This is a genomic window from Erwinia sp. PME.40.26/001 (assembly GCF_055556675.1).
On sequence record NZ_JBVHNP010000003.1, the window covers coordinates 132,720 to 156,877 of the forward strand.

The following is a 24,158-nucleotide window of genomic DNA, read 5'->3' on the forward strand; positions in this document are numbered from 1 at the left end:
GCCTGGCAAAGATCACCAGGCGTTAATGTCCAAAACTCGCCTGGTTTATTTAACAGCAGTGGAAGAACCGTCTGCGTGCCATTTAAATACGCCAAACTCGAAGCCTTTCAGATCGCCCTTCTGATCCCAGCTCAGGTCGCCCATCACGGTTGGCACTGCTGCGCCTTCCTTCAGGTTTTTCACAATCTCTTCCGGCTCTGCACTTTTGCTGCGCTCCATACCGGTAGCCAGTGACTGCAGGGCGGCGTAGGTGGTCCAGACAAACGGGCCGGTCGCATCTTCTTTTTTGGCTTTCAGCGCATCAACGATGGCTTTGTTGGCTGGAACCTGGTCATAGCGTTTTGGCAGGGTAACCAGCATCCCTTCGGAGGCGGCACCGGCGATATTAGATAGAGAAGCGTTACCCACGCCTTCCGGCCCCATAAACTGGGTCTTCAGACCGGCTGCCCGCGCCTGACGCAGGATCTGACCCATTTCCGGGTGATACCCGCCAAAATAGACGAAGTCGACGTTATCTTTCTTCAGACGCGCTACCAGCGTGGAGAAGTCTTTATCGCCGGCGGTGACGCCTTCAAACAGCACAACGTTGCCGCCGCTTTTTTTCAGGCTTTCCTGAACGGAGCGTGCCAGACCTTCGCCGTACTGCTGCTTGTCATGAACCACGGCAATACGCTGCGGTTTCACTTCATTAAGGATATATTTTGCCGCCGTTGGGCCCTGGTCAGAGTCCAGGCCGGTGGTGCGCATAATCAGCTTGTAGCCGCGAGACGTCAGATCGGGTGCGGTAGCAGCCGGGGTGATCATCAGCACGCCTTCATCTTCATAGATATCTGAAGCGGGCTGGGTTGAAGAGGAGCACAGGTGGCCGATGACATAACGGATGCCGTCATTAATCACTTTGTTGGCAACGGCGACGGCCTGTTTCGGATCGCAGACATCGTCATATTTCACCGCGACCAGTTTGTCGCCGTTGACGCCGCCTTTAGCATTGATATCAGCAATCGCCTGCTGCGCGCCGGTCCACTGCATGTCGCCATACTGCGCCACCGGGCCCGACATGGCACCAACAATGGCTACCTTGATATCTTTCGCCATTGCTGTGTGGCTCATCGCCAGGGCTACGCAGCCCGCCAGAAACGCACTTCCTTTACTCATTTTCATCCGAACTACCCCATCTGTTGTGGTTGCTACTTATTATTTGCCGTGGAATCAGCGATAAACGCTTAACTAAGAACGAGTTAGAATGATTACCGGCATTTTTTTTGAATAAGGCTTTAAATTTCAGGTTATTAAACAGGAATATTCTGCTGTAAATCAACTGACATATTCAGTAAATAGCGGGGCAGACAGGACAAACAACTAACATGAACGGTGCCAAAATAGCCAGATTTCCAGGAGTTTGTGCTGGATTAATGATACATCGACTATGGATTACTCGGCATACCGTTCACTCCCCCCACACATCGCCTCGTTTTTTCACAGGAAAACTAACACGTCATAGTATGGTCAACTTCGCTACAATATGCCTTTCTCATGACCGGGTTATTCCGATGAAACTGACTATCATCCGCCTGCAACAGTTGTCACAGCAGGATCGCAGCGATATAAAAAAAATCTGGCCGCAGGCTGATGTTGAGGTTCTTGCCGCGCAGCTGGATGCGCAGCACCGGCTGTACGCGGCGCGCTTTAACGACCGGCTGCTGGCGGCGGTCCAGGTCGGGATCACCGCTCAGAAGGGACGGTTGTCACAGCTGGAAGTCCGCGAGGTGACCCGCAGGCGCGGGGTGGGCCTGTATCTGCTGGAAGAAACGCTGGCACAAAACCCGGAGGTCACACAGTGGTCGATGGATAATGACGGCAGTGCGCAACCGGAAGTAATCGCTGCATTTATGCAATCGGCAGGATTCACCCGGCAGAAAGGCGAATGGCGAAAATAAAAAAGGGCCCTGAAAGGGCCCAAAGCACATCAACACCAGGGAAATACGAGGGTTTATTCCCGGTCAGGCGTTTCCGCCTGTTTTTCAGACACAAACTCTTTATCTGCTGACACCTGTGGCGGGTGCAGTTCAGCAAATCGACGAAGATCCTCCGCGGCCATTTCTGCCCAGAGTGGGTAGTGCAAGCGTTGTGTATTCATTAATTAAGCCGGTACGCCAGATTTTCGGTTTTAACCGCGTCCATGGCGCTCAGCTGGCTAAATACATAACGCAGCGCATGCTGAATGCCCCAGATGTCGATATAGTCATTTTTACCCTCAGCCTCCAGCTTAAGCCGGTGTTTCTCTCGTAGTCGGGCGTAGTCATACCACTGGCGTACGCTGCCGAAACGGTGATGCCAGTCATGACAGACCAGCGAACCCTGAACGATAAGCATCCGGCATGGCAGATGGAAAAACAGATGTATCAACGCCCAGCGCACCCACTCAGCGCTACAGCGCAGGGAGAGTTCTGGCGGGCAGGCGCTGCCGCAAAATCGTCCCAGACAATTTTTAATGTGACTGTCACGTACGCTTTCACCCTGCTGGCGTAAGCACCAGGTATGCTCGGTCAGAAGGTGCAGTAATGAGGCCATCTGATAAACCACGACAAAGGGAATCAATACGTTCAGCAGAAAGAACGCGGCCCCCAATTTCACCGCCAGACAGACGAGCACGCCCCACCAGCACAGTGACATTGCCTGCCGCCAGAGTGGCAGATCAATCAGGTTGGACTTCATCCTGCCCAACAGAAACTTCAGGTGAAATACCGGACTGAACAGCGTGAGTAACAGATTAAGATAGAGCTGTCTGACGGTTTTTCCCGGTTTAAACCCCAGCTGATAAATCGCTGCCAGGTCGCGATCCTCAAACGTCGAGAAGGCGGATCCGTGATGTTCATAAACATGAAACTGACGGTAAGATTCGTAGGGCTGAACGATGAAGATCGTTGATAAGATTTCGCAGAGGATCTTATTCGCACGCTGGCTTTTAAACAGATGTCCATGTACACCATGATGGATAATGGTGGCCACCACATACCGGGCCCCGGAAGCAGCAAATAAGACTCCAGTCAGATAAAGACCCAGCCTGAGCGGCAGCGACATGCTGCCAAACCAGGCCAGTGATGTCATTAAGCAGCCGACGAGTACCCAGGCCAGCGACCAGCAGACCATTTCCAGCGAATGGGAGTGCCACAGCGGCTGGCGTCCCTCCAGCTCCTTACCCGTCAGCCAGGTCCAGATGCCCTGGAAAGGCAGGATAAGGTAGGTGTCGCGCAGGTTTTCCGCAGGGACAGGCTGAGTTAAATTCCGTTTTTTTGGTTTCATTTAGCGATCCAGCAAAATAAGTAAAAGACTGTCATACACAGCAAAACCGACAGCACCATCTGTCGAACAAAAAACGCAATAACAACGCCCGCGACAGCCCCATATAAATAAGGATTCGAGGTCAATTCACGTAACTCATCATGATCCAGCAGAATAATGGGCCCACATATTGCTGTGAGCAGGCAGGGAGCAGAATATTTTAATGCCTCACGGATCAGCGAGGGCAAGCGGACCGGAACAGCGGGCTCAAGAAAGAGATAGCGATTAAAAAACACCACGGCAGCCAGCGTCAGTAACAGTATCCAGGACATCAGGCTGCCCTCGTTAAGCGGGAAACGACCACGGATAAAAACATCCCGCTCAGTCCGGCAATGACCGTTGCCCCCTCGATGTGGAACAGACTGAGTACCATCGACAGCAGCAGGGAAGCCACAACACCGCACAACACGCTGAGGTTTTTAATCATCGGCACCACAATGGTGATAAAGGTGGCCACGATTGAAAAGTCCAGATGATAGGACTGCAAATCAGGCACCGCAGAGGCCATAAAAATGCCCATCAGGCTGAAGAGATTCCAGCTGAGATAAAAGGTCAGCCCGGCACCGATTAAGTATCCTGGCGTGGCAGCCCTCTTCTCCTTGTTCGCGCTACTCAGGGCAAACAGCTCGTCAGTCAATAAAAAGCCAATGGGCAGACGATAGCGAGCCTGTAACACGGAGACGGTTTCGCGCAGCGTCAGACCATAAAGGAAGTGCTGGGAGGTAATAAAGAATACGGAAATGATCATCGCAGGAATGCTGGCACCCGACAGCAGTAAACCCAGCGTGACCAGCTGCGCTGCACCGGCAAAGAGAATGGCCGACATCCCGATACTTTGCGGCAGGGTCAGTCCCGCCTGCACCGCCATCGATCCCGCCAGTATTCCCCAGGGAACGACGGAAAGGCACAGCGGTAGCATGTTAACGACGCCGGTAAAAAAACCCATCCCGGACTGTGCATTCGCCTCAGCAAATGGCACGCCTGTCGACTTCTCCATATTCCGCACTCAGCCCCCTGCAAACCTGTGCAGGCAGAATAGGGGCTGTCTGAGTAGAAATATTGCACAAAATTGCTGGGGGGATCCCGCTCACATCAGCAGGCGGAACGTAATGAACGGATAAATTCGCCGGGCGTGACCCCCATCGAATTTTTGAAATGACGCGTGAAATGACTCTGATCGGAAAAGCCGCAGCGGGCAGCAACAGCGATGATTGTCACACCCTGCAGCAACATTTCACGGGCCTTTCGCAGCCTGGCCTGCACCAGCCAGGCGTGCGGTGTCATCCCCACCGTCTGTTTAAACTGACGTAGAAAATGCCACGGACTGAGCTGTACCACATCAGAAAGCTGTTTCAGCGACCAGTTTTTTTCCGGGTAGCTCATCATCAGGTCCCTGACCTGAAGGATCATCGACCTCGAGCAGGGCAGCGCGGCGGGCGTAATGGGCGTGCGGCTATAGCGTATGATCAGCCAGGAGATAGCCGTGAGTAGGAGGGACTCTTTTAGCAGGCTGTTGCCCTCAACGGGCAACATGTTAAACACCAGCTGTAGCTGAGCGGACAAACCGGGATCGTGAACCACCGCCTGGGGAAACCACGGGATGATGCCATTCTCATGCTTCAGGTCACGGGTCAGCTGGCGCAGCAGTTCAGGGGCGGGATAAATGGCCCGGTATGCCCAGCCATTCTCAACTTCGGCACATCCCGTATGCACTTCATCGGCATTCACCAGAATAATATCGCCCGCAGGCGCGACGTGTTCCCCGCCGCTGCGCCAGAACCGTTGTGCGCCCTCTTCGATGACACCAATGCAAAAGGTTTCATGCACATGCCGGGGAAAACGCTGACGGTAATATCTGGCTTCAAGCATATCCAGACCGTCAAATTCATCCAGATGGTGCATGGTCGCCTGCTCTTTTGGCATTTTCTCGCCGTCCATACGCGACTACTCCCTTAACGCCGGAACCATATCCCTCAGCCAGCCTGGAACAAAATTGCTGACAGATGAAAATTATTTATGTTTTTTTATTCTACGTAGCGCCGTTATATAAAGCCAGCATGACGGGAGAGGGCACAAATAAAAACACCGCCCGGAGGGGCGGTGTTTTTAACATTCTGCACGGGTTAGTGCAGAGAAGGGGCGGTTCAGGCTTCGATAGCCAGACGCAGTTTTTTCATCGCGTTCTTTTCAAGCTGGCGCACACGCTCTGCGGACACGCCATACTGATCGGCCAGTTCCTGCAGGGTGGTTTTGTTGTCGTCATCCAGCCAGCGGGCACGGATGATATGCTGGCTACGCTCGTCAAGACCCTGCATCGCATCACTCAGCTTCTCAGCAGCGTGATCGTCCCAGTTATCTTCCTCAATGCCGTTAGCAAAGTCAGAAGATTTATCCTGCAGATAGAGCATCGGGGCCATGGAACGGCCTTCGCCTTCGTCGTCCGGCGTCGGATCAAAAGTCATATCCTGCGCTGCCATACGCGATTCCATTTCCAGCACGTCTTTGCTGCTGACCCCTAACTCGCGGGCCACCATTTCGACCTCATCCTGATTAAACCAGCCTAAACGCTGCTTGGTTTTACGCAGGTTAAAGAACAGCTTACGCTGAGCTTTCGTGGTGGCGACTTTCACAATACGCCAGTTACGCAGGACGTATTCATGAATTTCCGCTTTGATCCAGTGGACGGCAAAGGAGACCAGACGCACGCCCACTTCCGGATTAAAACGACGCACGGCTTTCATCAGGCCGATGTTACCTTCCTGGATCAGGTCCGCCTGCGGCAGCCCATAGCCGGAGTAGTTACGAGCGACATGAACGACAAAGCGCAGGTGAGACAGGATCAGCGTTTTAGCTGCTTCCAGATCGCCCTGGTAATGCAGCTGTTCAGCCAACGCTTTTTCCTCTTCTGCCGTCAGCATAGGCCAGGCATTAGCTGCCCGGATATATGCGTCCAGGTTGCCTAAAGGAGCAATAGCTAAAGTTTGCATTTCTTTGGTCATTCAAACCCTCTCTGTTTAATCATCGCAACAGCGCCAGTCCCTGACGCGCCGACTACACTACGCGAATTGTTCGCAAAAATCGAAAGCAATCTGTGCGAAGCGTTATGCCCGTCTCTGCTGACTCAGACCATAAAGTTATCCACAAGTTCAACTCAGGCAGTGGATATTTTGCACACAGTGTGCGTGGCAGGAACCAGCGTCGCAGGGGGAAGTGACAGAATGATGAACTTCCTCTGCGGCAAACTTTCACGCAGCAGAGGAAGATTATATCAAAAAAACGTGTAAAGGGGTTACTGAGGCGTAAAACGACGTAAATGTTGAACGGTCGCCAGCCAGGCGGCAATCCAGCCAATCATCGCGGCAATCAGCAGCAGCAGCAGGCTTTCATCCCACGCCAGGCCATGCAGCCCAAAGGTCGTACCGAACACCGATGCCACCTGGGTGACCACCGATTCAAGTCGCATGACCAGCACTTCTGACAGCACCAGCGACAGCAGTGCGCCGCTAAAGCCTAACAGCGCCCCGCCGTATAAAAACGGCCGCAGGATAAAGCCGTCGGTCGCGCCAATCAGCTTCTGCACGTTGATGGTGTCACGACGGGCGAAAATGCTCAGGCGCACGCTGTTACCAATCACCAGGAACACCGCCACTATCATCAGAATGCCGATCATCGCCGCCACCTGGCCGACCAGTCCGGTCAGCGCCGCGAGGCGGGCAAACCAGCTGTCATCCATCTTCACTTCATCAATCCCCTGCACTTTCGATACACGATCGCGCAGGCTATCCATGGTGCCGGAATTCTGGAAATTGAGCTTGGGCGTGATGATCGCCACAGCAGGCAGCGGGTTCTGCTCCAGCATATCCATTGCGCCGCCGAAGCCAGACCAGTTACGGAACTCGCCCAGCGCCTCTTCACGCGTCAGATAGTTAACTTTGTCGACGCCCTCTTCTTTTTTCAGCTGGGCCACGACATTTTCAGCGGCATCATCATCCAGCGTTTTACTGAGGTAGACGGTCAACTGCGGAGCCGGATACCACTGATCTGCCGCCTGACTGACGTTTTTCCACACCATATAACATACGCTTGGCAGGGTCAGAGAGATGGCAATCACCATCACTGTCAGCAGCGTCGCCAGCGGCTGACGCCACATCTCGGACAGCGAACCATGCATGGCATAACGCCACTGCTCCTGCCAGCCGCCCTTCAGCGCTTTACGCTTTGACGGCTGCTTCTGTTTCACCGTTTTTGCCGCCGCTGCCGGGCGTGAATTACGTTTATTGACCACGATGACCTCCGTGCAAACGTCCCTGGCTCAGCGTCATCAGTCGGTAATTGCGACTGCCGATCAACCCCATATCATGCGTTGCCATCAGCACGGTCACGCCGACGCGGTTGAACTCTTCAAACAGACGCAAAATGTCTGCCGACAGCGCTTCGTCCAGGTTCCCGGTGGGCTCATCCGCCAGCAGCACCGCCGGTTTATTTACCACGGCACGGGCAATACCCACGCGCTGCTGTTCACCGCCCGAAAGCTGAATAGGAAAATTTTTCGCTTTGTCGAGCAGGCCAACCTTGTCCAGGGCCGCCGACACGCGACGGCGAATATCTTCCCCGCTGGCCCCGGCGATGATCAGCGGGATCGCCACATTGTCGTACACGGTGCGATCCATCAGCAGGTGGTGATCCTGAAAGATCATACCAATCTGACGGCGCAGAAACGGGACTTCACGGCTTTTCAGACGGCTAATATCGTGCCCGCCAAACCAGATCTGCCCGGCGCTCGGGCGCTCAATGCCACAGATCAGCTTCAGCAAAGTACTTTTCCCCGCCCCGGAATGTCCGGTCAGAAACGCCATTTCGCCGGGTTGCAGATGAAAATCAACCCCCTGCAGCGCTTGCCGACCGCCGAGATAAGCCTTACTGACTTCTTCAAAGCGAATCATCCTAATTAGTCCTCTCGGGCAAAAAGTGCCTCTATAAAATCGTCAGCCTTAAACGATCGTAAATCTTCAATGCCTTCGCCAACGCCGATATAGCGAATAGGAATGTTGAACTGATCCGCTACCGAGAAGATCACCCCCCCTTTTGCCGTGCCATCCAGCTTGGTCAGGGTGATCCCGGTCAGGCCAACGGCCTCATGAAACAGTTTAGTCTGGCTGATCGCATTCTGGCCGGTGCTGGCATCAATGGTCAGCATCACCTCATGCGGCGCCTGGTCGTCGAGCTTTTTCATCACGCGCGTGATTTTTTTCAGCTCTTCCATCAGGTGCGATTTGTTCTGCAGGCGTCCGGCCGTATCCGCAATTAACACGTCAACGTGGCGCGCTTTCGCGGCCTGGATGGCGTCAAAGATCACCGAGGCAGAATCCGCACCGGTATGCTGCGCCACTACAGGAATGTTGTTGCGTTCACCCCACACCTGAAGCTGCTCAACGGCGGCGGCACGGAAGGTATCACCCGCCGCCAGCATCACGGACTTCCCTTCCGCCTGGAACTGGCGGGCCAGCTTACCAATGGTGGTGGTTTTCCCCACGCCATTGACGCCGACCATCAGGATAACAAAGGGGGTTTTACCGCTGACATCCAGAGGCGCTTCCACGGTAGCCAGAATACCGGCCATCTCCGTTTTCAGCATGCCGTAAAGCGCTTCGGCGTCGCGCAGTTCCTTGCGGCTGGCCTGTGCGGTGAGGCTGGCGATAATCCGGCGCGTAGTCTCCACCCCGACGTCCGCAATCAGCAGCTGTTCTTCCAGCTCTTCAAACAGATCGTCATCAATTTTCTTGCCGCGGAACAGGCCGATAAATCCGGAACCGAGATTCTGACGGGTTTTGACCAGACTGCGCTTCAGGCGGGCAAAGAAACCTTCTTTCGTCGGGCGCTCCTGCTCTGCTACCTGCTGCGGCACTTCCGCTTCCGCGCGGGCGGCGGCTTCGGCTTCAGCACGGGCAGCGGCTTCAGCTTCCGCGCGGGCAGCGGCTTCAGCTTCCGCGCGGGCAGCGGCTTCCGCCTCTGCACGGACAGCGGCTTCGGCTTCGGCGCGGGCGGCGGCTTCAGCCTCTGCACGGACAGCGGCTTCGGCTTCCGCGCGGGCAGCGGCTTCAGCTTCGGCGCGGGCGGCGGCTTCAGCTTCAGCACGGGCAACGGCTTCAGCCTCTGCACGGACAGCGGCTTCGGCTTCGGCTTCGGCTTCGGCGCGGGCGGTGGCTTCAGCTTCCGCACGGGCAGCGGCTTCAGCTTCCGCACGGGCAGCGGCTTCAGCTTCGGCGCGGGCGGCGGCTTCAGCTTCCGCGCGAGCAGCGGCTTCAGCTTCGGCGCGGGCGGCGGCTTCAGCTTCAGCACGGGCAACGGCTTCAGCTTCCGCGCGGGCAGCGGCTTCGGCCTCTGCACGGTCAACGGCGTCCGCCTCCGCTGGGGCGGCAGGAGGTGCCTCTGCCGGCGAATCGACAGCAGGCTGTGGTGGTAACGTTTCTTTTACCTCTTCCTGTGGTGTCTGTTCTTCACGCCCCAGACCAAGCCAGGAAAAAAAGCCACGTTTTTTGTTCTTTGCCATGGTGCAACCACACTCCTCGCGGGAAAAACCGTTACGGTTCCGGTACGAAAATTAATCTGTTAATTAATCTCTTAGTCTAACACTTTCTGCAGAGCGCATCACAGCACCCTTTTTACGTTTCCTCCGCCCGGTTAGCCCGTTAAACTATGCAACAAATTATTAAGAGTTCAGCAAGATGAATAAGAAACCCCGCAGCGGCGCAGCCGGGCAAATACGTATTATTGGCGGTCAGTGGCGTGGACGTAAACTGCCGGTTCCGGACAGCGCGGGCCTGCGCCCGACCACCGATCGCGTACGCGAAACGTTATTTAACTGGCTGGCCGCGGATATACAGCAGGCAAAATGCCTCGACTGTTACGCCGGCAGTGGCGCACTCGGTCTGGAAGCCCTGTCCCGTCACGCGGGCAGCGCCACCCTGCTTGAGCTGGAGCGCCCGGTGGCGCAGCAACTTGAGAAAAACCTCGCCACCCTCGGGGCAAAGAGCGGACGCGTGGTGAACACCAACACGCTGCAGTTTCTGGCACAGAAGGGCGATGAACATCAGCTGGTCTTTATCGACCCGCCGTTCCGTAAAGGGCTGCTGGAGCAGACCGTAGAGCTGCTTGAGCATAACGGCTGGCTGAGTGACGGTGCGTTGGTGTATGTTGAAAGCGAAGTCGAGCACGGCCTGCCGCCCGTCCCGGTCAACTGGCAGCTCCATCGCGAAAAGATTGCCGGACAGGTGGCCTATCGACTCTACGTCCGTCACCGCCATACCAGGGAGATTTCCGATGCTGATTAATGCAGGCCGCGTGCTGATGCTGTTTGTCTGGGCCTTTTTACTGCTTAACGTTGTTCACCCGTTCCCGAAACCCCTGACCTATTTCGTCAACGTTGCGCTGTTTTTCATGGTGATCATGCACGGGCTGCAGCTGGTGCTGATGCGCACCACCCAGCCGAAAGGTGCAGAGAAACTCAGCGGTGTGATGCAGGCAAAGGTATTTTTCTTCGGCGTGTTTGAACTGCTGGCCTGGCAAAAAAAGAATTTTCCTAAGCAATAAGCGGACATCCTGGTCTGGGTGGCAACAAGACGATACGGACCGGGAAAGCAGAGCATACAGAGGGACACAACGCCCTTTCTGGCGATCTTTTCCCACCGTATCAACAGGACGCAGTGGGACTGGCCGCAAATGAGATAAAGCGGGTCCCTTTCACCTTCAGTTCACCTTTACTCCCCTTATCCATCTGGTGGTAGTCTCCGGCATTCAGCACCAGCTTAAAATCGCCCGCACCGTTTAACGGACGAAACCAGGCCTCGTAGCGCATCTCTTCCACCGGGATGTGTTCACGCTGGCGTGAACGGCGGTTCGGGGCCGGATATTCGCGTTTCGATTTCACCTCCACGGCCAGGGTGCGCAGCGGTGAGGCATCATTAACCGCTGCCTCGCGTCGCTGCCGGATAAACTGGCGGGTAGCCAGAACAGCAATGATGGCCAGTACGATAAAAAAGATCTGAGGGGGCTGCATTTCTTCTCCCTGCGGAAATAAAAACGGACAGTGTGCATCGTGTGCGCATCAGGATACAACCGGAGCCCTCTCATTGTCACATCCACCGTGCTTCACCTAAACTGATTGGGAGTTGCGGAGTTTTTAATCTAAGGATAACAATATGATTTGGTCTTTCCTTGCGGTTCTTTTTTCAGGCTGGCTGTATGTTGATGCCTCCTATCGCGGCCCACAGTGGCAGCGCTGGGTCTTTAAACCCGTCACCATGCTGCTGCTGCTGGCCTGGGCCTGGCAGGCTCCGGTGCTGAAAACCACGGACTATCTGATCCTGCTTGGCGTGCTGGCCACACTGGTCGGGGATGCCCTCACCCTGCTGCCCACCAAACGTATGCTGTACGCCATTGGGGCATTCTTCCTTTCCCACCTGCTGTACACGCTCTATTTCGCCAGCCAGATGACGCTGAGCTTCTTCTGGCCCATTCCGCTGGCGCTGCTGATTATTGGTGGACTGGTGGCAGCGACCGTCTGGAGCCGACTGGAAGAGCTACGCTGGCCGATCTGCACCTTTTTCGGCGTTACGCTGCTGATGGTCTGGCTGGGTATGGAACAGTATTTCATGCTACCTACCGACGATACCTTTACCCTGATGGCCGGGTCCGTCCTGCTGCTGCTGGGAAATATTGTCTGGCTGGTCAGCCATTATCGCCGCCGTTTCAGCGCCGACCGCGCCGTGATCGCCGCCTGCTACTTTGCCGGCCACTTTATGATCGTGCGCTCCTTATGGTTATAAGCTGAACTGACGCTTGACTCTGGAGTCCACTCCAGAGTGTAAGATAGGTATCGACGGGCAGTGTTGCCCGCCGATACCGGTCAGGAGGCGTTATGCAACAGCACTCTTCATGTGGTTGTGGTCACCACCACGCCAGCACTCAGCACGGATGCAGCACCCGCCCGCGTCCAGTGATCCAGAAAATCACCCCCGCCAGCCCAACTGGCACCGCATCACCCTGCTGTGAAGATACGGCCTGCCATTCGGGAGACGACCCCGATGATGAGGGCGACAGGCCCTCGGGCGATGTTCGATTTACCTGGCAGGTGAAGGGAATGGACTGCCCGGCCTGCGCGCGCAAGGTCGAAACCGCAATAAAACAGCTGCCGGAAATCGTTCAGGCCCGCGTGGCATTCGCCAGCGAAAAACTGCTGGTCGATGCCCGCAGCGATGTTCGTGATGCCGTTGAACAGGCCGTGTCGCAGGCCGGGTTCAAGCTACAGCGCAGTGATGTCGCCGCACCGCCGGCCGTTGAAAAAAGCCTCTGGCAGGAAAACCTCAGCCTGATCGTACTCACACTGATGATGGCAGTGAGCTGGCTGCTGGAAAGTATTGATCATCCGGCGGGCCAGATCGCTTTTATCGCCACCACGCTATTTGGCGTCTGGCCGATTGGCCGCAGCGCCCTGCGCCTGATGCGCAGCGGGTCGCCGTTCAGCATTGAAACCCTGATGACCGTAGCTGCGGTCGGTGCCCTGTTTATCGGTGCCACTGCCGAGGCGGCAATGGTGCTGCTGCTGTTTATGCTCGGGGAGCGGCTGGAATCGTTTGCCGCCGGTCGCGCGCGCAAAGGGGTGACGGCGCTGATGGCGCTGAAACCCGATACTGCTGTTCGCCTGCGGGCGGGGCAGCGGGAAAATGTCGCGGTCAGCGATTTACGCCCCGGCGACGTGATTGAAGTGGCCGCCGGTGCCCGCCTGCCAGCGGATGCGAAGCTGCTGAGCCGCTTCGCCAGCTTTGATGAAAGTGCGCTGACCGGGGAATCGGTGCCGGTGGAACGCCAGCAGAATGAAACCATCGCCGCCGGCTGTCTGAGCGTTGACCGCCTGGTCCAGTTGGAGGTGATGTCAGAGCCGGGTAAAAGTGCCATCGATCGTATTCTGCACCTGATTGAAGAAGCCGAAGAGCGGCGTGCGCCCATTGAACGCTTCCTTGACCGTTTCAGCCGCATCTACACACCGATAATTATCGTGCTGGCGCTGGGGGTGGTACTGGTGCCACCGCTGCTGCTGGGGGCCGCATGGCAGCCCTGGATCTATAAGGGATTAACGCTGCTGCTGATTGGCTGCCCGTGTGCGCTGGTTATTTCCACCCCGGCGGCGATCACCTCCGGACTGGCCGCGGCGGCACGCCGTGGTGCGCTGATCAAAGGCGGCGCGGCGCTGGAAAGTTTGGGCAGCGTACGCACGATGGCCTTTGATAAAACCGGTACGCTGACCGAGGGGAAACCGCAGGTCACCGCTATCCTGCCGCTGGCCACCCTGGACGAAAATCAGCTGCTGGCTACCGCCGCCGCCATTGAACAGGGATCGTCCCATCCGCTGGCGCAGGCTATCACGGCGGCCGCAGCGCAGCGTCAGCTGACGCTGCCGCAGGCGACTGCCCTGCGTGCCCTGGCGGGAAGCGGGGTTGAAGCGGAAGTCAGTGGACGCTTACTGACCATCAGCTCACCGGCCAGACTGCCGGACGGGATGCTGACCGCAGAGCGGGGCCGCACAGAGGCGCTGGAAAACGCGGGCAATACGGTGGTGGTGTTACACGACGGCCAGCAGATGCTGGGGCTTATCGCCCTGCGTGATACGCTGCGTGCCGATGCCAGGGCGGCGCTGGATGAAATCAGGGCACTGGGTATTCATGCGGTGATGCTGACCGGAGACAACCCGCGAGCGGCGGCAGCGATTGCCGGTGAGCTGGATATCGATTACCGCGCGGGCCTGCTACCAGAGGACAAAGTCACGGCCATCAGCCTGCTTAATCAGCAGCAGCCGGTGGCGATGGTCGGGGATGGCATTAACGATGCGCCCGCTATGAAGGCCGCCACCGTCGGTATTGCGATGGGCAGCGGCAGCGATGTCGCTCTGGAAACCGCCGATGCCGCGCTGACGCACAACCGGCTCAATGGTCTGGCCGCGATGATCCGCCTGTCACGCGCCACCCACGCGAATATTCGCCAGAACGTCGCGCTGGCGCTGGGGCTGAAGGGTATCTTCCTGGTCACCACGCTGATGGGCATCACCGGGCTCTGGCTGGCAGTGCTGGCGGATTCGGGCGCAACGGCGTTAGTGACAGCGAACGCCCTGCGGTTACTGCGTAAGAAATAGCAGGATGTCCTTTTCACCCTACTGCACGGGCTGACCTCCTTTTTGGGTCAGCCCGCCATGGGATGACCGGACATGTGTCGCCCGCTACACCCCTTTCTTCAGCAAGAACTGATAGGGCAGGGCGTCAGTATGTTGGGCCACCAGCGTATGTTCCATAAAACGGCAAAAACCGGGGATATCACGCGTCGTCGCCGGGTCATCGGCGATAATCAACAGGGTTTCTCCCTCCTGCATATGGCGCACGGTTTTGCGCACCATCATCACGGGTTCAGGACACCGCAGGCCTAGCGCATCAAGGGTCCGGTCGGGATTCGCGAAGAGATCGCTCATGAGATTCTCAATTATTCGATAAAGGTCAGCGCCTATTTTAACGCCGGCCATGGTGCGTGCAAGGATTGCGTTTCACGATAACGTTTGCGTTAAAATTAACCATTGCAATAGCAGGGCAACGCGGTAATATGCCGCGAATTCGCCTGCGCGAAACACAGATACATGTTCATGGGTTCCCTCACCCCAATCTAAAAAGGCTTACAACGATGATTGCTTTTTCAACGCGTCAGCGCACCCATGCGCTGGTCTGGCTGTCCCTGTTCCATCTGCTGGTGATCACCTCCAGTAATTATCTGGTGCAGCTGCCCGTGGCTATTTTTGGCCTGCACACCACCTGGGGTGCCTTCAGCTTCCCGTTTATCTTCCTGGCCACTGACCTGACGGTACGTATTTTTGGCGCTCCGCTGGCCCGGCGTATTATTCTCGCGGTGATGGTCCCGGCCCTGTTTATCTCCTATGCCATCTCGGCCCTGTTTTATCAGGGTGAATGGCAGGGATTTGCGGCGCTGGAAGAGATGAACCTGTTTGTCGCCCGCATCGCCTGCGCCAGCTTTATGGCCTACGCGCTCGGTCAGATCCTCGACATTCACGTTTTTAACCGCCTGCGTCAGAAAGCCGCGTGGTGGATGGCTCCGGCAGCCGCCATGTTTCTCGGTAATATCAGCGATACGCTGGCCTTCTTCTTTATCGCCTTCTACAAGAGCCCGGACCTGTTTATGGCCACCCACTGGGTCGAGATTGCGATGGTAGACTACTGCTTCAAAGTGCTTATCTGCATGGTGTTCTTCCTGCCTGCCTATGGCGTCCTGCTGAATGCCGCCCTGAAGCGCCTGGCAGAAAAATCGCACGGCGTGAAAGTCAACTTCGGTTAGTGTGCTATCGGTAACCGTTGTTAAGTTGCTTTTAGGCGCTGAATACGATTGTATTGAAGGCCTGAATTCTACGCGACCAATGTGAAAAGGGACCCTGATGCGTAACTTACTGAAATATGCCGGAATCGCTGTACTGGTAGCCGGCCTGGCTGCCTGTGATGGTAAGAAAGATGAAAAGGCCGCAGCCGATGACAATGGCGTCAGCAGCAGCCAGTCAAATCAGAATGTCACCCTGATGGATGGCAAGCTGAGTTTTACCCTGCCGGCAGGCATGTCTGATAAGAGCGGTAAGCTTGGTACCCAGGCGAACAATATGCACGTCTATGCCGATGAATCAGGCCAGAAGGCGATCATCGTGATTGACGGCGAAAGTACTGACGAAGGTCTGGACGTCCTGGCCGGTCGCCTGGAAGCCCAACAGCGCAACCGTGACCCACAGCTGCAGGTCGTGACCAACAAATCCATTACGGTGAAGGGCAAGCAGCTCCAGCAGCTGGATACCGTGATCTCAGCCAACAACCAGTCATCCTGGTCTTCCGTGGTGCTGGGTAAAAGTGACGGTAAACTTCTGACGCTGCAAATCACTCTGCCTGCGGACAATCAGCAGCAGGCGCAGACCGAAGCCGAAAGCATTATCAGCACCATCGAACTCAAATAACACTATCGCCTGACGTGACACGGGCCGATCGATAAACCGATCGGCCCGTGCGTAAAGGCAAACCTCTGTTGATGTCCGCCCTGGCGGTTACAGACCGGCGTGTTCGCGAATGTACTTGCGTGCTTTTACTGCATATTCAAACGGGTTCGCCAGCGCCGGGTCCTGCTCTGCTTCCACCACCATCCAACCTTTATAGCCGAAGTCGTCGAGGATTTTGAACACCGGATCGAAATCAATCACGCCGTCACCCGGTACGGTAAAGGTGCCCTTTTTCACGCCATCCAGGAAGGACAGTTTCTGGCTCTTCACCTGTGCCACTACCTCATCGCGCACGTCTTTCAGATGCACGTGGTTGATACGCGGCAGATACTTCGTCAGGATGGCCAGCATGGCTTCCTGCGTCCCTTCAGAATAGTAAGCGTGGCCGGTATCAAACAGCAGGTAGACATCTTCATTGGTTTCGGCCATAAAACGATCCACCTCGGCGGTGGTTTGAATGCCCGTGCCCATATGGTGATGCAGACCGACGGTCATGCCCTTCTCCGCCGCCAGTTTCGCCAGCTCGTTGTACCCTTCTGCGGTCAGACGCCACTGTTCATCAGTAAAGTGTGGCTTCTCTTCCAGTACGGCTTTGGTCGTCCCCTGGATGCTCAGGCTCTGCTCTGAACAGCCAATCACTTTCGCCCCCATCGCGTGCAGGAAATCACGATGGTTAATGAATTCATCAATGGTTTTGGCTTTATCGCCGTTGGCAAAGAAGGTGCTGAACCAGGCATTGACGATTTCAATGCCCCGGATATCGAGCATCGGCTTCAGGATCGCCGGGTCGCGCGGGTACTTGCTGCCTACTTCACTGCCGGTAAAACCCGCCAGCGCCATTTCACTGACGATCTGCTGGAAGGTATTCTCTTTGCCAAGTTCCGGCATGTCATCGTTGGTCCAGCCAATCGGCGCAATCGCCAGTCTGACGTTATCTTTGTTCATGGTGTTGCCTCAGGGGTTCACCGGGCGGCACTCGCCGCCCTGCATTATTTTCTCAGCAGTTCACGTTCGATCAGTTCGCGCGTTTCGACTGCCTGACGGTTCATTTTTTCCGGGTAGCCAAACAGTGACGAGGCAATAATCGACTCGCCGCCAACTTTGAAGGTGCGGTTAGCAAAGTCCATATCGCGCAGCGTCTGGAACAGCGTCTGAAAATCGACCTCTCCTTCGCCCACGCCTACATGCTGGTGGATCGTCGCATCCACGCCCGGCGGGTTGACAATATAGCGGCAGTGTTTGGTGTGGTTCATGGTGTCGGCAATCAGGACGTGCGACAGATCGATGCCGGAATACTCCAGCATGCTTTTCACATCCCCCTTTCCTTTGTCGTAAAAGAAGGTATGCGGCACGCTGTAAAGATACTTGACGTTCTCGCTGCGGAACGATTTCACCATGTCGGCGGTTTCGTTGCTCTCTTCGCAGAAATCCCACGGATGGGACTGGATTTCGATGCGGATGCCTTCGCGTTCAACGATCGGCAGCAGTTCTTCCATCGACCGGTAGAACATCTCTTCACAGATTTCAGGCTCGTTCGGATTACCGGAAAGCTCGGTATTGATCACCTGTACGCCGGTTTCCACGGCGATCTCAATCATTCGTTTCCAGTTTCTGACAGCGGCCTGACGGCGCGCTTCATCCGGACCGGACCAGCGGTACACCACGATAAATGAGGAGATCTCCAGCCCGGTCTCACGCAGCGCGTTTTTGTACTCGGTAATGATCTCGCGACTGGCTTTAGGATGCTTATAGAACGGGTTGATCTGTGGATGCGGGGACTGTTCGATATATTTGTAGCCCCAGTCAGCCACCTGGTGAACCATTTTTGTGATGCCCATATCCCGGATGACATCAACATCAAAGGCAATTTTCATCAGACTCTCCGTGAATAAATCAGTACGCTGTTTTGCGGTGATCCCCCGCCGTGATGACGGGGGGTTGAGCGCGCCCGCTGCAGACGCCCAAAAATTTATTTAGCGTAGAAGGCGGGACGCTCTGGCAGTTCCACCGGCTCAATCGCACCGCTCTCCTGCGCTTTCAGACAGGCATCGGCAGCCACAGAGGCAGCATAGCCGTCCCAGGCGGATGGCCCGGTCAGTGTGCCAGCGGTGGCATCGTTGATAAACGCCTGCAGTTCCACGTCGTAGGCATCGATGAAGCGATCTTTCCAGTCGGTCAGGATTGACGTCGACAGCTTGGCGTCTTTACGCATCTGCACGGCTGAAGGCTCTGGCAGTTTAGCGATGCCCTCTTCACCCACCACTTCACACTGAATGTCGTAACCGTAGGCACAGTTAACGAAGATCTCAACGTCGATGCGGATGCCCTTACGGGTTTCAAACAGCACCACCTGCGGGTCGCGCAGTTTGCTGTGCGTTTTCGAGGTAGAGCGTGGGAACACCACCTGCACCGATTTGTAATCATCTTCGGTCAGCCAGCGCAGCACATCCAGTTCGTGGATCAGTGTGTTGGTGATGGCCATATCGGTAGTGTAGCTCTCTGGTACCGTCGGGTTACGGTGCGCACAGTGCAGCATCAGCGGCTCGCCGATTTCCCCTTTGGTGATCACGTCTTTCAGCGCACGATAGCCGCTGTCGTACGGGCGCATAAAGCCTACCTGCACCAGACGCTTGCCGAATTTGATTTCGGCATCCACCACGCGGCGGCAGCCTTCCGCGCTCATCGCCAGCGGTTTTTCACAGAAAACCGGCTTGCCTGCGGCGATGGCCGCCAGGGTGAACTCTTCGTGCGTCGGATCCCAGGAGGTGACCAGCACGGCGTCCACGTTCGGTGACGTCACCACATCGTGGCCGTTAGCAAACACCTCGGCGTCAATACCGATACGCGCCAGTGCAGCTTTGGCACCGTCCACGTTGATATCAGAGACGGCAACCACCTGCGCACCCTGCAGCACTTTGCTGCAACGACGAATATGTTCCTGGCCGATGGCGCCCGTTCCGATTACACCTAATTTTAAAGTCATAACAGGTCCTTACATGTAGGGGGATAAGAGCGGGCGAAATAAAAATGCCCGTTAAATAAACAACAAATGTTTATACCCAAAATAATTCTCGCTGCAGGAAGGCGGCAAGCCTGCGAATCCCCAGGAGCATAGATAACTATGTGACTGGGGTGAACAGGCGCAGCCAACGCACCTGCAGCGTGAAGAATGAAGGGTATGATTAATATTCACGCGCCTGGTCGATATGTTCGTTCAGCATCCGGGCCACGGCGTCTACGCGCTCTGATTGGGACACCTGGGCACCACCTACGCGCCACCAGCTGAAGTACTTGTGAATCATGGTTTTTGGCAGAACTTTAATATCGATAAGCGTTGATACGGTCTGTTTCTGCGCATCGGTCAACGCCGCCTCCAGCTGCTCAAGCGTGGTGACACGATAGGTTTTGCAACCGTAACCTGCGGCAATCGCCGCAAAGTCGACCGGCACAAAACCGCCGTTCAGCTTGCCGCCGTTGGCATTACGGAAGCGGAACTCGGTGGTGAAACTGTCCATACCGTGTTCCATCTGCAAGTTGTTAATGCAGCCATTGGTCATGTTATCCAGCAGGATGACGTTGATCTTCGCCCCCTCCTGGATTGAGGTCACCAGCTCGGAGTGCAGCATCATAAAGGAGCCATCCCCCACCAGGGTGTAAACCTCACGCTGCGGTTCCGCGAGCTTAACGCCCAGGGAAGCGTTGACTTCGTAACCCATGCAGGAGTAGCCATACTCGACGTGATAGCTGTTGTAATCTTTGGTGCGCCACATGCGTTGCAGGTCGCCCGGCAGGCTGCCCGCGGCCGCCACAATCACTGCATCCTTTGGGAGATGTTCATTGAGCGTACCCAGAACGCTGCACTGGGTCAGGAACGAGTCGGTCAGGCGATTAAACTCGGCCCACACCGCGTCGCGATCCATATGGTCATCTATTTCCGGCACGTAATCAGTTCCGCTGTAGACCGAGCTGTAAACGCGCTGCGTTTCTTTCAGTAGCTTGCTTTGCGCCTGCCCCACTTTTTCTCCCCAGCCGTGGCTGAAGCCGGTTTCCGCCAGGCGGCTGTCAATCGCGGTCAGGGCTTCCTGCGCATCCGCAACGACCTGCACGGCATCAAGCTTGTAGGCATCAAAGTTACTGACGTTGATGTTGATGTAGCTGACCTCAGGATTCTGGAAGATCCACTTGGAGGCGGTGGTAAAGTCGGTGTAACGCGTGCCGATACCGATCACCAGGTCCGCCTCTTTAGCCAGCAGGTTGGCGGCCAGACAGCCCGTCTCACCGACGCCCCCCACATTCAGTGGATGGTCAGAAACAATGGTACCTTTACCCGCCTGGGTTTCCGCAAACGGGATATTGTAGCGTTCCGCAAAAGCGCGCAGCGCATCGCCTGCACCGGAGTATTTCACCCCGCCGCCGCAGATAATCATCGGTTTTTTCTTACCGGCAATCAGCGCCAGCGCATCGGCCAGCTGGCCTTCGGTTGGCAGACGGCGTTCCAGACGGTGTACGCGTTTCTGGAAGAAGTAGTCCGGGAAGTCATAGGCTTCACCCTGCACATCCTGCGGAAGCGAGATTGTGACGGCACCGGTATCTGCCGGGTCGGTCAGTACGCGCATGGCATTGATACAGGCGGTCATCAACTGTTCCGGGCGGCTGACGCGGTCCCAGTATTTGCTGACGGCGCGGAAGGCATCATTGGTGCTGATGCTGAGATCGTGACTCTGTTCAATCTGCTGTAAAACCGGGTCGGGCTGGCGAGTGGCAAAGACATCGCCCGGCAGCAGCAGTAAAGGAATACGGTTCGCCGTGGCGGTGGCAGCCGCGGTGACCATGTTGGCGGCACCCGGCCCGACGGAGGAGGTACAGGCAATGATCTCTCGGCGAAGTTTCTGCTTGGCAAAACCGATAGCCGCATGCGCCATACCCTGCTCATTTCGCCCCTGATACACCACCATATCGCCGCTGTCCTGCTCCAGCGCCTGGCCTAAGCCGAGCACGTTGCCGTGACCGAAGATGGCAAAGATCCCTTTAACAAATTTGGTTTCAACGCCATCTACCGACAGATACTGGTTATCCAGGAATCTGACCAGAGCCTGTGCTGTGGTTAATCTGATCTTGCCCATTTGCTCTTCCTTTCGGTATCAGTGGCCACATCATCAGGTCCACCGGAGTTCGCATTTGTGGTCGCCAGAGAAACAAAACGGCGACAGCTATAAGTGAAACGTGAGCCGATTATAAACAAATATTTTTTTCACTAAACAGAATTACAGAAGAAACATTTCATTTTGCGAGAGAGATCAAATTCTGCAGTAAAACCCGCCACCACAGCGGCAGTAACAAGCCATAAATGAAACGATAACAATGCGGTGACGTCTGAAAGAGAAAAATCGTTTCACTTCAATATGTTCGCCAATATGGTCTAAGAAAGTTGAGAGACTGCTCACATCTCTTGAATGGCCTGAAACACCGGCCATTTACCGAGGGGCTAAATCCGCATTACAAGAGTTTTAACCCCCTCACACTTTTGGGGTAATAATTTCATTTCATATTGAATTTGGAATTTTTATTCCTCATACTTTGCGACATGTTAGATCCGGATTCGATCGGGCTTATTGCTCCGACCTGCCGGGAAGGCTCAACAGCATCGGCACTGCCCACTACCACTGACGTTGTCGTTAAACGACCAGCAGGCAGGGTACAAACAGAGGAAACAACAGGTATGAGTACACAACAGAAGCGCCTTGATGTGATTTGTATCGGGCGCATCGCCGTCGACCTTTATGGCCAGCAGATTGGCGCGCGCCTGGAAGATGAAACCACCTTCGCGAAATACCTGGGTGGCTCCTCAGGAAATGTAGCGTACGGCACTGCAATCCAGGGTCTGAAATCCGCCATGCTTGCCCGCGTTGGCGATGAACATATGGGCCGCTTCCTGCGTGAAGAGCTACAACGCGTTGGCTGTGATACTCAGAGCCTGATCACCGACAAAACCCGTCTGACGGGTCTGGTGATCCTCGGCATCAAGGATCAGGAAACCTTCCCGCTGGTGTTCTATCGCGATAACTGTGCCGATATGGGCCTGGTACCGGACGATATTCAGGAAGAGTATATTGCCTCTGCCCGGGCCGTGGCGGTCACCGGAACGCATCTGTCACACCCGGACACCCGTGCTGCGGTGCTGAAAGCGCTGGAGATTGCCCGTCGTCACGGCCTGCGTACCGCGCTGGATATCGACTACCGCCCGGTACTGTGGGGCCTGACCTCACTGGGTGATGGCGAAACGCGCTTTGTGGAGTCAGAGCGCGTAACGCAGCAGCTGCAGGAAGTGCTGCACTATTTCGACCTGGTGGTGGGAACGGAAGAAGAGTTCCATATCGCCGGGGGCAGCACCGACAGCCTGACGGCACTGAAAAACGTGCGTAAAGCCACCCAGGCCACCCTGGTGTGCAAACGCGGCCCGCTGGGCTGTGTAGTGTTTGAAGGCGAGATCCCGGACAGCTGGGATCAGACCACGCTGCAAACAGGCGTGCGTGTGGAAGTGCTGAACGTACTGGGTGCAGGCGACGCCTTTATGTCCGGTCTGCTGCGCGGCTGGCTGAACGATGAGAGCTGGGAACAGGCCTGCCGTTATGCCAACGCCTGCGGTGCGCTGGTGGTGTCACGTCACGGCTGTGCGCCTGCGATGCCAACCAAAGAAGAACTGGACGACTTCCTCGGCCGCGATAATGATGTGAAACGGCCGGATCTTGACAGTCGTCTCAACCATCTGCATCGCGTCACGACCCGCAAGCAGCAGTGGCACGAACTGAATATTTTTGCTTTTGACCACCGCAAACAGCTGGCTGATATGGCGGCAGAAGCGGGCGTTGACGCGTCACGTATCCCTGACCTGAAGCTACTGTTGCTGCAGGGGGCCGAGGCGGCGGCGAAGGAAGCCGGTCTGGACGACGGTCGCTGCGGCATCCTCGCCGATACCACTTACGGTCAGCCGGCGCTGAATGCCATCACCGGTAAAGGCTGGTGGATCGGTCGCCCGATCGAGCTGCCGAGCTCGCGGCCGCTGCGTCTGGAACACGGTAATATTGGTTCCCAGCTGATCGACTGGCCGCAGGAGCACGTGGTCAAATGTCTGACCTTCTATCATCCGAAAGACAGCGCGGAACTGCGCAAAGAGCAGGACGATCTGATCCTCGACGTGTGGAACGGCTGTAACAAGTCCGGTCACGAGTTGCTGCTGGAAGTGATCCTGCCGGAAAGCCATCCGGATAAGGATGAGAAATACTATCTGGAGATCCTCACTCACTTCTACAGCCTGGGCATTCAGCCTGACTGGTGGAAACTGCCGCCGCTGTCCCACGCCAGCTGGGAAGCGATCAGTGCGCTGATTGAACAGCACGATCCACACTGCCGGGGCATCCTGCTGCTGGGTCTGGATGCGCCGGAAGAGGAGTTGAAAGCAGGCTTCGCCGCCGCCGCAAAATCCCCGTGGGTCAAGGGCTTTGCTGTCGGGCGGACCATCTTCGGCCAGCCATCACGCCAGTGGCTGCAGGGTGAGCTGGACGATGCCGGACTGATCGAAAAGGTGAAGAACAACTATCTGACGCTGATCGGCTACTGGCGCGAGGCGCGCCCGGCGCAGTAATCCCCTCTCTTTTTCAGAGGCCACAAAAAAGGGTAACCCGGTACAGGGTTACCCTTTTTTTATGAAACGAATGAATTATTTTATCTGCTG

At 56.0% G+C, this 24,158-nt stretch carries 24 protein-coding genes; 8 read left to right on the forward strand and 16 right to left on the reverse strand.

The genetic code is table 11. The features are described from left to right. Positions 1-45 precede the first annotated feature (45 nt). Positions 46-1,161: a branched-chain amino acid ABC transporter substrate-binding protein gene (locus tag ACZ3HG_RS11135; RefSeq protein WP_465332826.1), complete on the reverse strand. Its 1,116-nt coding sequence runs from the start codon at positions 1,159-1,161 to the stop codon at positions 46-48. A 389-nt stretch (positions 1,162-1,550) separates the two neighbouring features. Here ACZ3HG_RS11135 and panM point away from each other — a divergent pair, with 389 nt between their 5' ends. Continuing rightward, positions 1,551-1,937 (forward strand): aspartate 1-decarboxylase autocleavage activator PanM, encoded by a 387-nt coding sequence (panM, locus tag ACZ3HG_RS11140; protein WP_191936725.1) that lies wholly within the window; start codon positions 1,551-1,553, stop codon positions 1,935-1,937. A 53-nt stretch (positions 1,938-1,990) separates the two neighbouring features. On the opposite strand, the gene ACZ3HG_RS11145 is transcribed toward panM, so the two are convergent. The 9 genes from ACZ3HG_RS11145 to ftsY form a co-directional block, all read right to left on the reverse strand. Continuing rightward, entirely contained in the window at positions 1,991-2,137 is a 147-nt protein-coding gene (locus tag ACZ3HG_RS11145) for a hypothetical protein (RefSeq protein ID WP_465332827.1), read from the reverse strand. Continuing rightward, on the reverse strand, positions 2,137-3,303 hold the full coding sequence (locus ACZ3HG_RS11150; protein WP_465332828.1) for a fatty acid desaturase: 1,167 nt from the start codon (positions 3,301-3,303) through the stop codon (positions 2,137-2,139). The genes ACZ3HG_RS11145 and ACZ3HG_RS11150 overlap by 1 nt, the downstream gene beginning before the upstream one ends. After that, positions 3,300-3,614 (reverse strand): AzlD domain-containing protein, encoded by a 315-nt coding sequence (locus tag ACZ3HG_RS11155; protein WP_118665308.1) that lies wholly within the window; start codon positions 3,612-3,614, stop codon positions 3,300-3,302. Before ACZ3HG_RS11155 ends, ACZ3HG_RS11150 begins: the two co-directional genes overlap by 4 nt. Beyond that, positions 3,614-4,288, reverse strand: a complete 675-nt coding sequence (locus ACZ3HG_RS11160; protein WP_118665916.1) for an AzlC family ABC transporter permease — start codon at positions 4,286-4,288, stop codon at positions 3,614-3,616. The genes ACZ3HG_RS11155 and ACZ3HG_RS11160 overlap by 1 nt, the downstream gene beginning before the upstream one ends. Before the next feature lie 146 nt (positions 4,289-4,434). Beyond that, a complete protein-coding gene (locus ACZ3HG_RS11165) occupies positions 4,435-5,280 on the reverse strand; it encodes an AraC family transcriptional regulator (protein ID WP_191934532.1) in 846 nt (281 codons plus the stop codon). A gap of 206 nt (positions 5,281-5,486) precedes the next feature. Then, positions 5,487-6,341 carry an RNA polymerase sigma factor RpoH gene (rpoH, locus tag ACZ3HG_RS11170; protein WP_191934531.1) on the reverse strand — a complete coding sequence of 285 codons (855 nt, stop codon included), beginning with the start codon at positions 6,339-6,341 and terminating at the stop codon, positions 5,487-5,489. 290 nt (positions 6,342-6,631) lie between these two features. Beyond that, positions 6,632-7,627 carry a permease-like cell division protein FtsX gene (ftsX, locus tag ACZ3HG_RS11175; protein ID WP_191934530.1) on the reverse strand — a complete coding sequence of 332 codons (996 nt, stop codon included), beginning with the start codon at positions 7,625-7,627 and terminating at the stop codon, positions 6,632-6,634. Then, the gene (gene ftsE, locus ACZ3HG_RS11180) at positions 7,617-8,285 is read right to left on the reverse strand and encodes a cell division ATP-binding protein FtsE (protein WP_191934529.1); all 669 of its coding nucleotides are present in this window, start codon (positions 8,283-8,285) and stop codon (positions 7,617-7,619) included. The genes ftsX and ftsE overlap by 11 nt, the downstream gene beginning before the upstream one ends. A 5-nt stretch (positions 8,286-8,290) precedes the next feature. Next, on the reverse strand, positions 8,291-9,892 hold the full coding sequence (gene ftsY, locus ACZ3HG_RS11185; RefSeq protein WP_465332829.1) for a signal recognition particle-docking protein FtsY: 1,602 nt from the start codon (positions 9,890-9,892) through the stop codon (positions 8,291-8,293). A gap of 175 nt (positions 9,893-10,067) precedes the next feature. On the opposite strand from ftsY, the gene rsmD reads away from it, so the two are divergent. Then, positions 10,068-10,673, forward strand: coding sequence for a 16S rRNA (guanine(966)-N(2))-methyltransferase (gene rsmD / locus ACZ3HG_RS11190; protein WP_191934527.1), 606 nt, complete (start codon positions 10,068-10,070; stop codon positions 10,671-10,673). Further along, complete coding sequence (locus ACZ3HG_RS11195) at positions 10,663-10,932, forward strand: DUF1145 family protein (protein WP_191934526.1); 270 nt, start codon at positions 10,663-10,665, stop codon at positions 10,930-10,932. Before rsmD ends, ACZ3HG_RS11195 begins: the two co-directional genes overlap by 11 nt. 100 nt (positions 10,933-11,032) lie before the next feature. Here the strand turns inward: ACZ3HG_RS11195 and ACZ3HG_RS11200 are convergent, their stop codons facing one another. After that, entirely contained in the window at positions 11,033-11,398 is a 366-nt protein-coding gene (locus tag ACZ3HG_RS11200; protein WP_191934525.1) for a DUF2500 domain-containing protein, read from the reverse strand. Positions 11,399-11,540: 142 nt separating this feature from the next. Here ACZ3HG_RS11200 and ACZ3HG_RS11205 point away from each other — a divergent pair, with 142 nt between their 5' ends. Next, positions 11,541-12,167 (forward strand): lysoplasmalogenase, encoded by a 627-nt coding sequence (locus tag ACZ3HG_RS11205; protein ID WP_191934524.1) that lies wholly within the window; start codon positions 11,541-11,543, stop codon positions 12,165-12,167. Positions 12,168-12,259: 92 nt separating this feature from the next. Beyond that, positions 12,260-14,527: a zinc/cadmium/mercury/lead-transporting ATPase gene (locus ACZ3HG_RS11210; RefSeq protein WP_465332830.1), complete on the forward strand. Its 2,268-nt coding sequence runs from the start codon at positions 12,260-12,262 to the stop codon at positions 14,525-14,527. 84 nt (positions 14,528-14,611) lie between these two features. On the opposite strand, the gene tusA is transcribed toward ACZ3HG_RS11210, so the two are convergent. After that, entirely contained in the window at positions 14,612-14,857 is a 246-nt protein-coding gene (gene tusA, locus ACZ3HG_RS11215) for a sulfurtransferase TusA (protein WP_062748262.1), read from the reverse strand. A gap of 206 nt (positions 14,858-15,063) precedes the next feature. On the opposite strand from tusA, the gene ACZ3HG_RS11220 reads away from it, so the two are divergent. Together ACZ3HG_RS11220 and ACZ3HG_RS11225 are read left to right on the forward strand one after the other, a co-directional pair. Continuing rightward, positions 15,064-15,729, forward strand: coding sequence for a 7-cyano-7-deazaguanine/7-aminomethyl-7-deazaguanine transporter (locus ACZ3HG_RS11220; RefSeq protein ID WP_191934522.1), 666 nt, complete (start codon positions 15,064-15,066; stop codon positions 15,727-15,729). 97 nt (positions 15,730-15,826) lie between these two features. Continuing rightward, positions 15,827-16,387: a DcrB family lipoprotein gene (locus ACZ3HG_RS11225; protein ID WP_062748255.1), complete on the forward strand. Its 561-nt coding sequence runs from the start codon at positions 15,827-15,829 to the stop codon at positions 16,385-16,387. Positions 16,388-16,474: 87 nt separating this feature from the next. On the opposite strand, the gene iolE is transcribed toward ACZ3HG_RS11225, so the two are convergent. From iolE to iolD, 4 genes are all read right to left on the reverse strand, one after another. Next, on the reverse strand, positions 16,475-17,371 hold the full coding sequence (iolE, locus tag ACZ3HG_RS11230; RefSeq protein ID WP_191934521.1) for a myo-inosose-2 dehydratase: 897 nt from the start codon (positions 17,369-17,371) through the stop codon (positions 16,475-16,477). Between the two features lie 44 nt (positions 17,372-17,415). Beyond that, positions 17,416-18,300, reverse strand: coding sequence for a sugar phosphate isomerase/epimerase family protein (locus ACZ3HG_RS11235; protein ID WP_191934520.1), 885 nt, complete (start codon positions 18,298-18,300; stop codon positions 17,416-17,418). 95 nt (positions 18,301-18,395) lie between these two features. Continuing rightward, entirely contained in the window at positions 18,396-19,409 is a 1,014-nt protein-coding gene (gene iolG / locus ACZ3HG_RS11240; RefSeq protein WP_191934519.1) for a bifunctional inositol 2-dehydrogenase/D-chiro-inositol 1-dehydrogenase, read from the reverse strand. Between the two features lie 199 nt (positions 19,410-19,608). Continuing rightward, complete coding sequence (gene iolD / locus ACZ3HG_RS11245) at positions 19,609-21,549, reverse strand: 3D-(3,5/4)-trihydroxycyclohexane-1,2-dione acylhydrolase (decyclizing) (RefSeq protein WP_465332831.1); 1,941 nt, start codon at positions 21,547-21,549, stop codon at positions 19,609-19,611. Between the two features lie 596 nt (positions 21,550-22,145). Between iolD and ACZ3HG_RS11250 the strand changes: the two genes are divergently transcribed. Then, positions 22,146-24,068, forward strand: coding sequence for a bifunctional 5-dehydro-2-deoxygluconokinase/5-dehydro-2-deoxyphosphogluconate aldolase (locus ACZ3HG_RS11250; protein WP_191934517.1), 1,923 nt, complete (start codon positions 22,146-22,148; stop codon positions 24,066-24,068). Positions 24,069-24,158: the final 90 nt, after the last annotated feature.

Excerpts from the sequence above, each read along its gene's own strand:
- ACZ3HG_RS11200 (WP_191934525.1), bottom strand. The coding sequence starts at position 11,398 with ATGCAGCCCCCTCAGATCTTTTTTATCGTACTGGCCATCATTGCTGTT.
- ACZ3HG_RS11235 (WP_191934520.1), bottom strand. The coding sequence starts at position 18,300 with ATGAAAATTGCCTTTGATGTTGATGTCATCCGGGATATGGGCATCACA.
- tusA (WP_062748262.1), bottom strand. The coding sequence starts at position 14,857 with ATGAGCGATCTCTTCGCGAATCCCGACCGGACCCTTGATGCGCTAGGC.
- ACZ3HG_RS11155 (WP_118665308.1), bottom strand. The coding sequence starts at position 3,614 with ATGTCCTGGATACTGTTACTGACGCTGGCTGCCGTGGTGTTTTTTAAT.
- iolG (WP_191934519.1), bottom strand. The coding sequence starts at position 19,409 with ATGACTTTAAAATTAGGTGTAATCGGAACGGGCGCCATCGGCCAGGAA.
- ACZ3HG_RS11220 (WP_191934522.1), top strand. The coding sequence starts at position 15,064 with ATGATTGCTTTTTCAACGCGTCAGCGCACCCATGCGCTGGTCTGGCTG.
- ACZ3HG_RS11225 (WP_062748255.1), top strand. The coding sequence starts at position 15,827 with ATGCGTAACTTACTGAAATATGCCGGAATCGCTGTACTGGTAGCCGGC.
- ftsY (WP_465332829.1), bottom strand. The coding sequence starts at position 9,892 with ATGGCAAAGAACAAAAAACGTGGCTTTTTTTCCTGGCTTGGTCTGGGG.
- ftsE (WP_191934529.1), bottom strand. The coding sequence starts at position 8,285 with ATGATTCGCTTTGAAGAAGTCAGTAAGGCTTATCTCGGCGGTCGGCAA.
- ACZ3HG_RS11210 (WP_465332830.1), top strand. The coding sequence starts at position 12,260 with ATGCAACAGCACTCTTCATGTGGTTGTGGTCACCACCACGCCAGCACT.
- ACZ3HG_RS11165 (WP_191934532.1), bottom strand. The coding sequence starts at position 5,280 with ATGGACGGCGAGAAAATGCCAAAAGAGCAGGCGACCATGCACCATCTG.
- ACZ3HG_RS11250 (WP_191934517.1), top strand. The coding sequence starts at position 22,146 with ATGAGTACACAACAGAAGCGCCTTGATGTGATTTGTATCGGGCGCATC.
- iolD (WP_465332831.1), bottom strand. The coding sequence starts at position 21,549 with ATGGGCAAGATCAGATTAACCACAGCACAGGCTCTGGTCAGATTCCTG.
- panM (WP_191936725.1), top strand. The coding sequence starts at position 1,551 with ATGAAACTGACTATCATCCGCCTGCAACAGTTGTCACAGCAGGATCGC.
- rsmD (WP_191934527.1), top strand. The coding sequence starts at position 10,068 with ATGAATAAGAAACCCCGCAGCGGCGCAGCCGGGCAAATACGTATTATT.
- ACZ3HG_RS11205 (WP_191934524.1), top strand. The coding sequence starts at position 11,541 with ATGATTTGGTCTTTCCTTGCGGTTCTTTTTTCAGGCTGGCTGTATGTT.
- iolE (WP_191934521.1), bottom strand. The coding sequence starts at position 17,371 with ATGAACAAAGATAACGTCAGACTGGCGATTGCGCCGATTGGCTGGACC.
- ACZ3HG_RS11135 (WP_465332826.1), bottom strand. The coding sequence starts at position 1,161 with ATGAAAATGAGTAAAGGAAGTGCGTTTCTGGCGGGCTGCGTAGCCCTG.
- ACZ3HG_RS11160 (WP_118665916.1), bottom strand. The coding sequence starts at position 4,288 with ATGGGTTTTTTTACCGGCGTCGTTAACATGCTACCGCTGTGCCTTTCC.
- rpoH (WP_191934531.1), bottom strand. The coding sequence starts at position 6,341 with ATGACCAAAGAAATGCAAACTTTAGCTATTGCTCCTTTAGGCAACCTG.
- ACZ3HG_RS11195 (WP_191934526.1), top strand. The coding sequence starts at position 10,663 with ATGCTGATTAATGCAGGCCGCGTGCTGATGCTGTTTGTCTGGGCCTTT.
- ACZ3HG_RS11145 (WP_465332827.1), bottom strand. The coding sequence starts at position 2,137 with ATGAATACACAACGCTTGCACTACCCACTCTGGGCAGAAATGGCCGCG.
- ACZ3HG_RS11150 (WP_465332828.1), bottom strand. The coding sequence starts at position 3,303 with ATGAAACCAAAAAAACGGAATTTAACTCAGCCTGTCCCTGCGGAAAAC.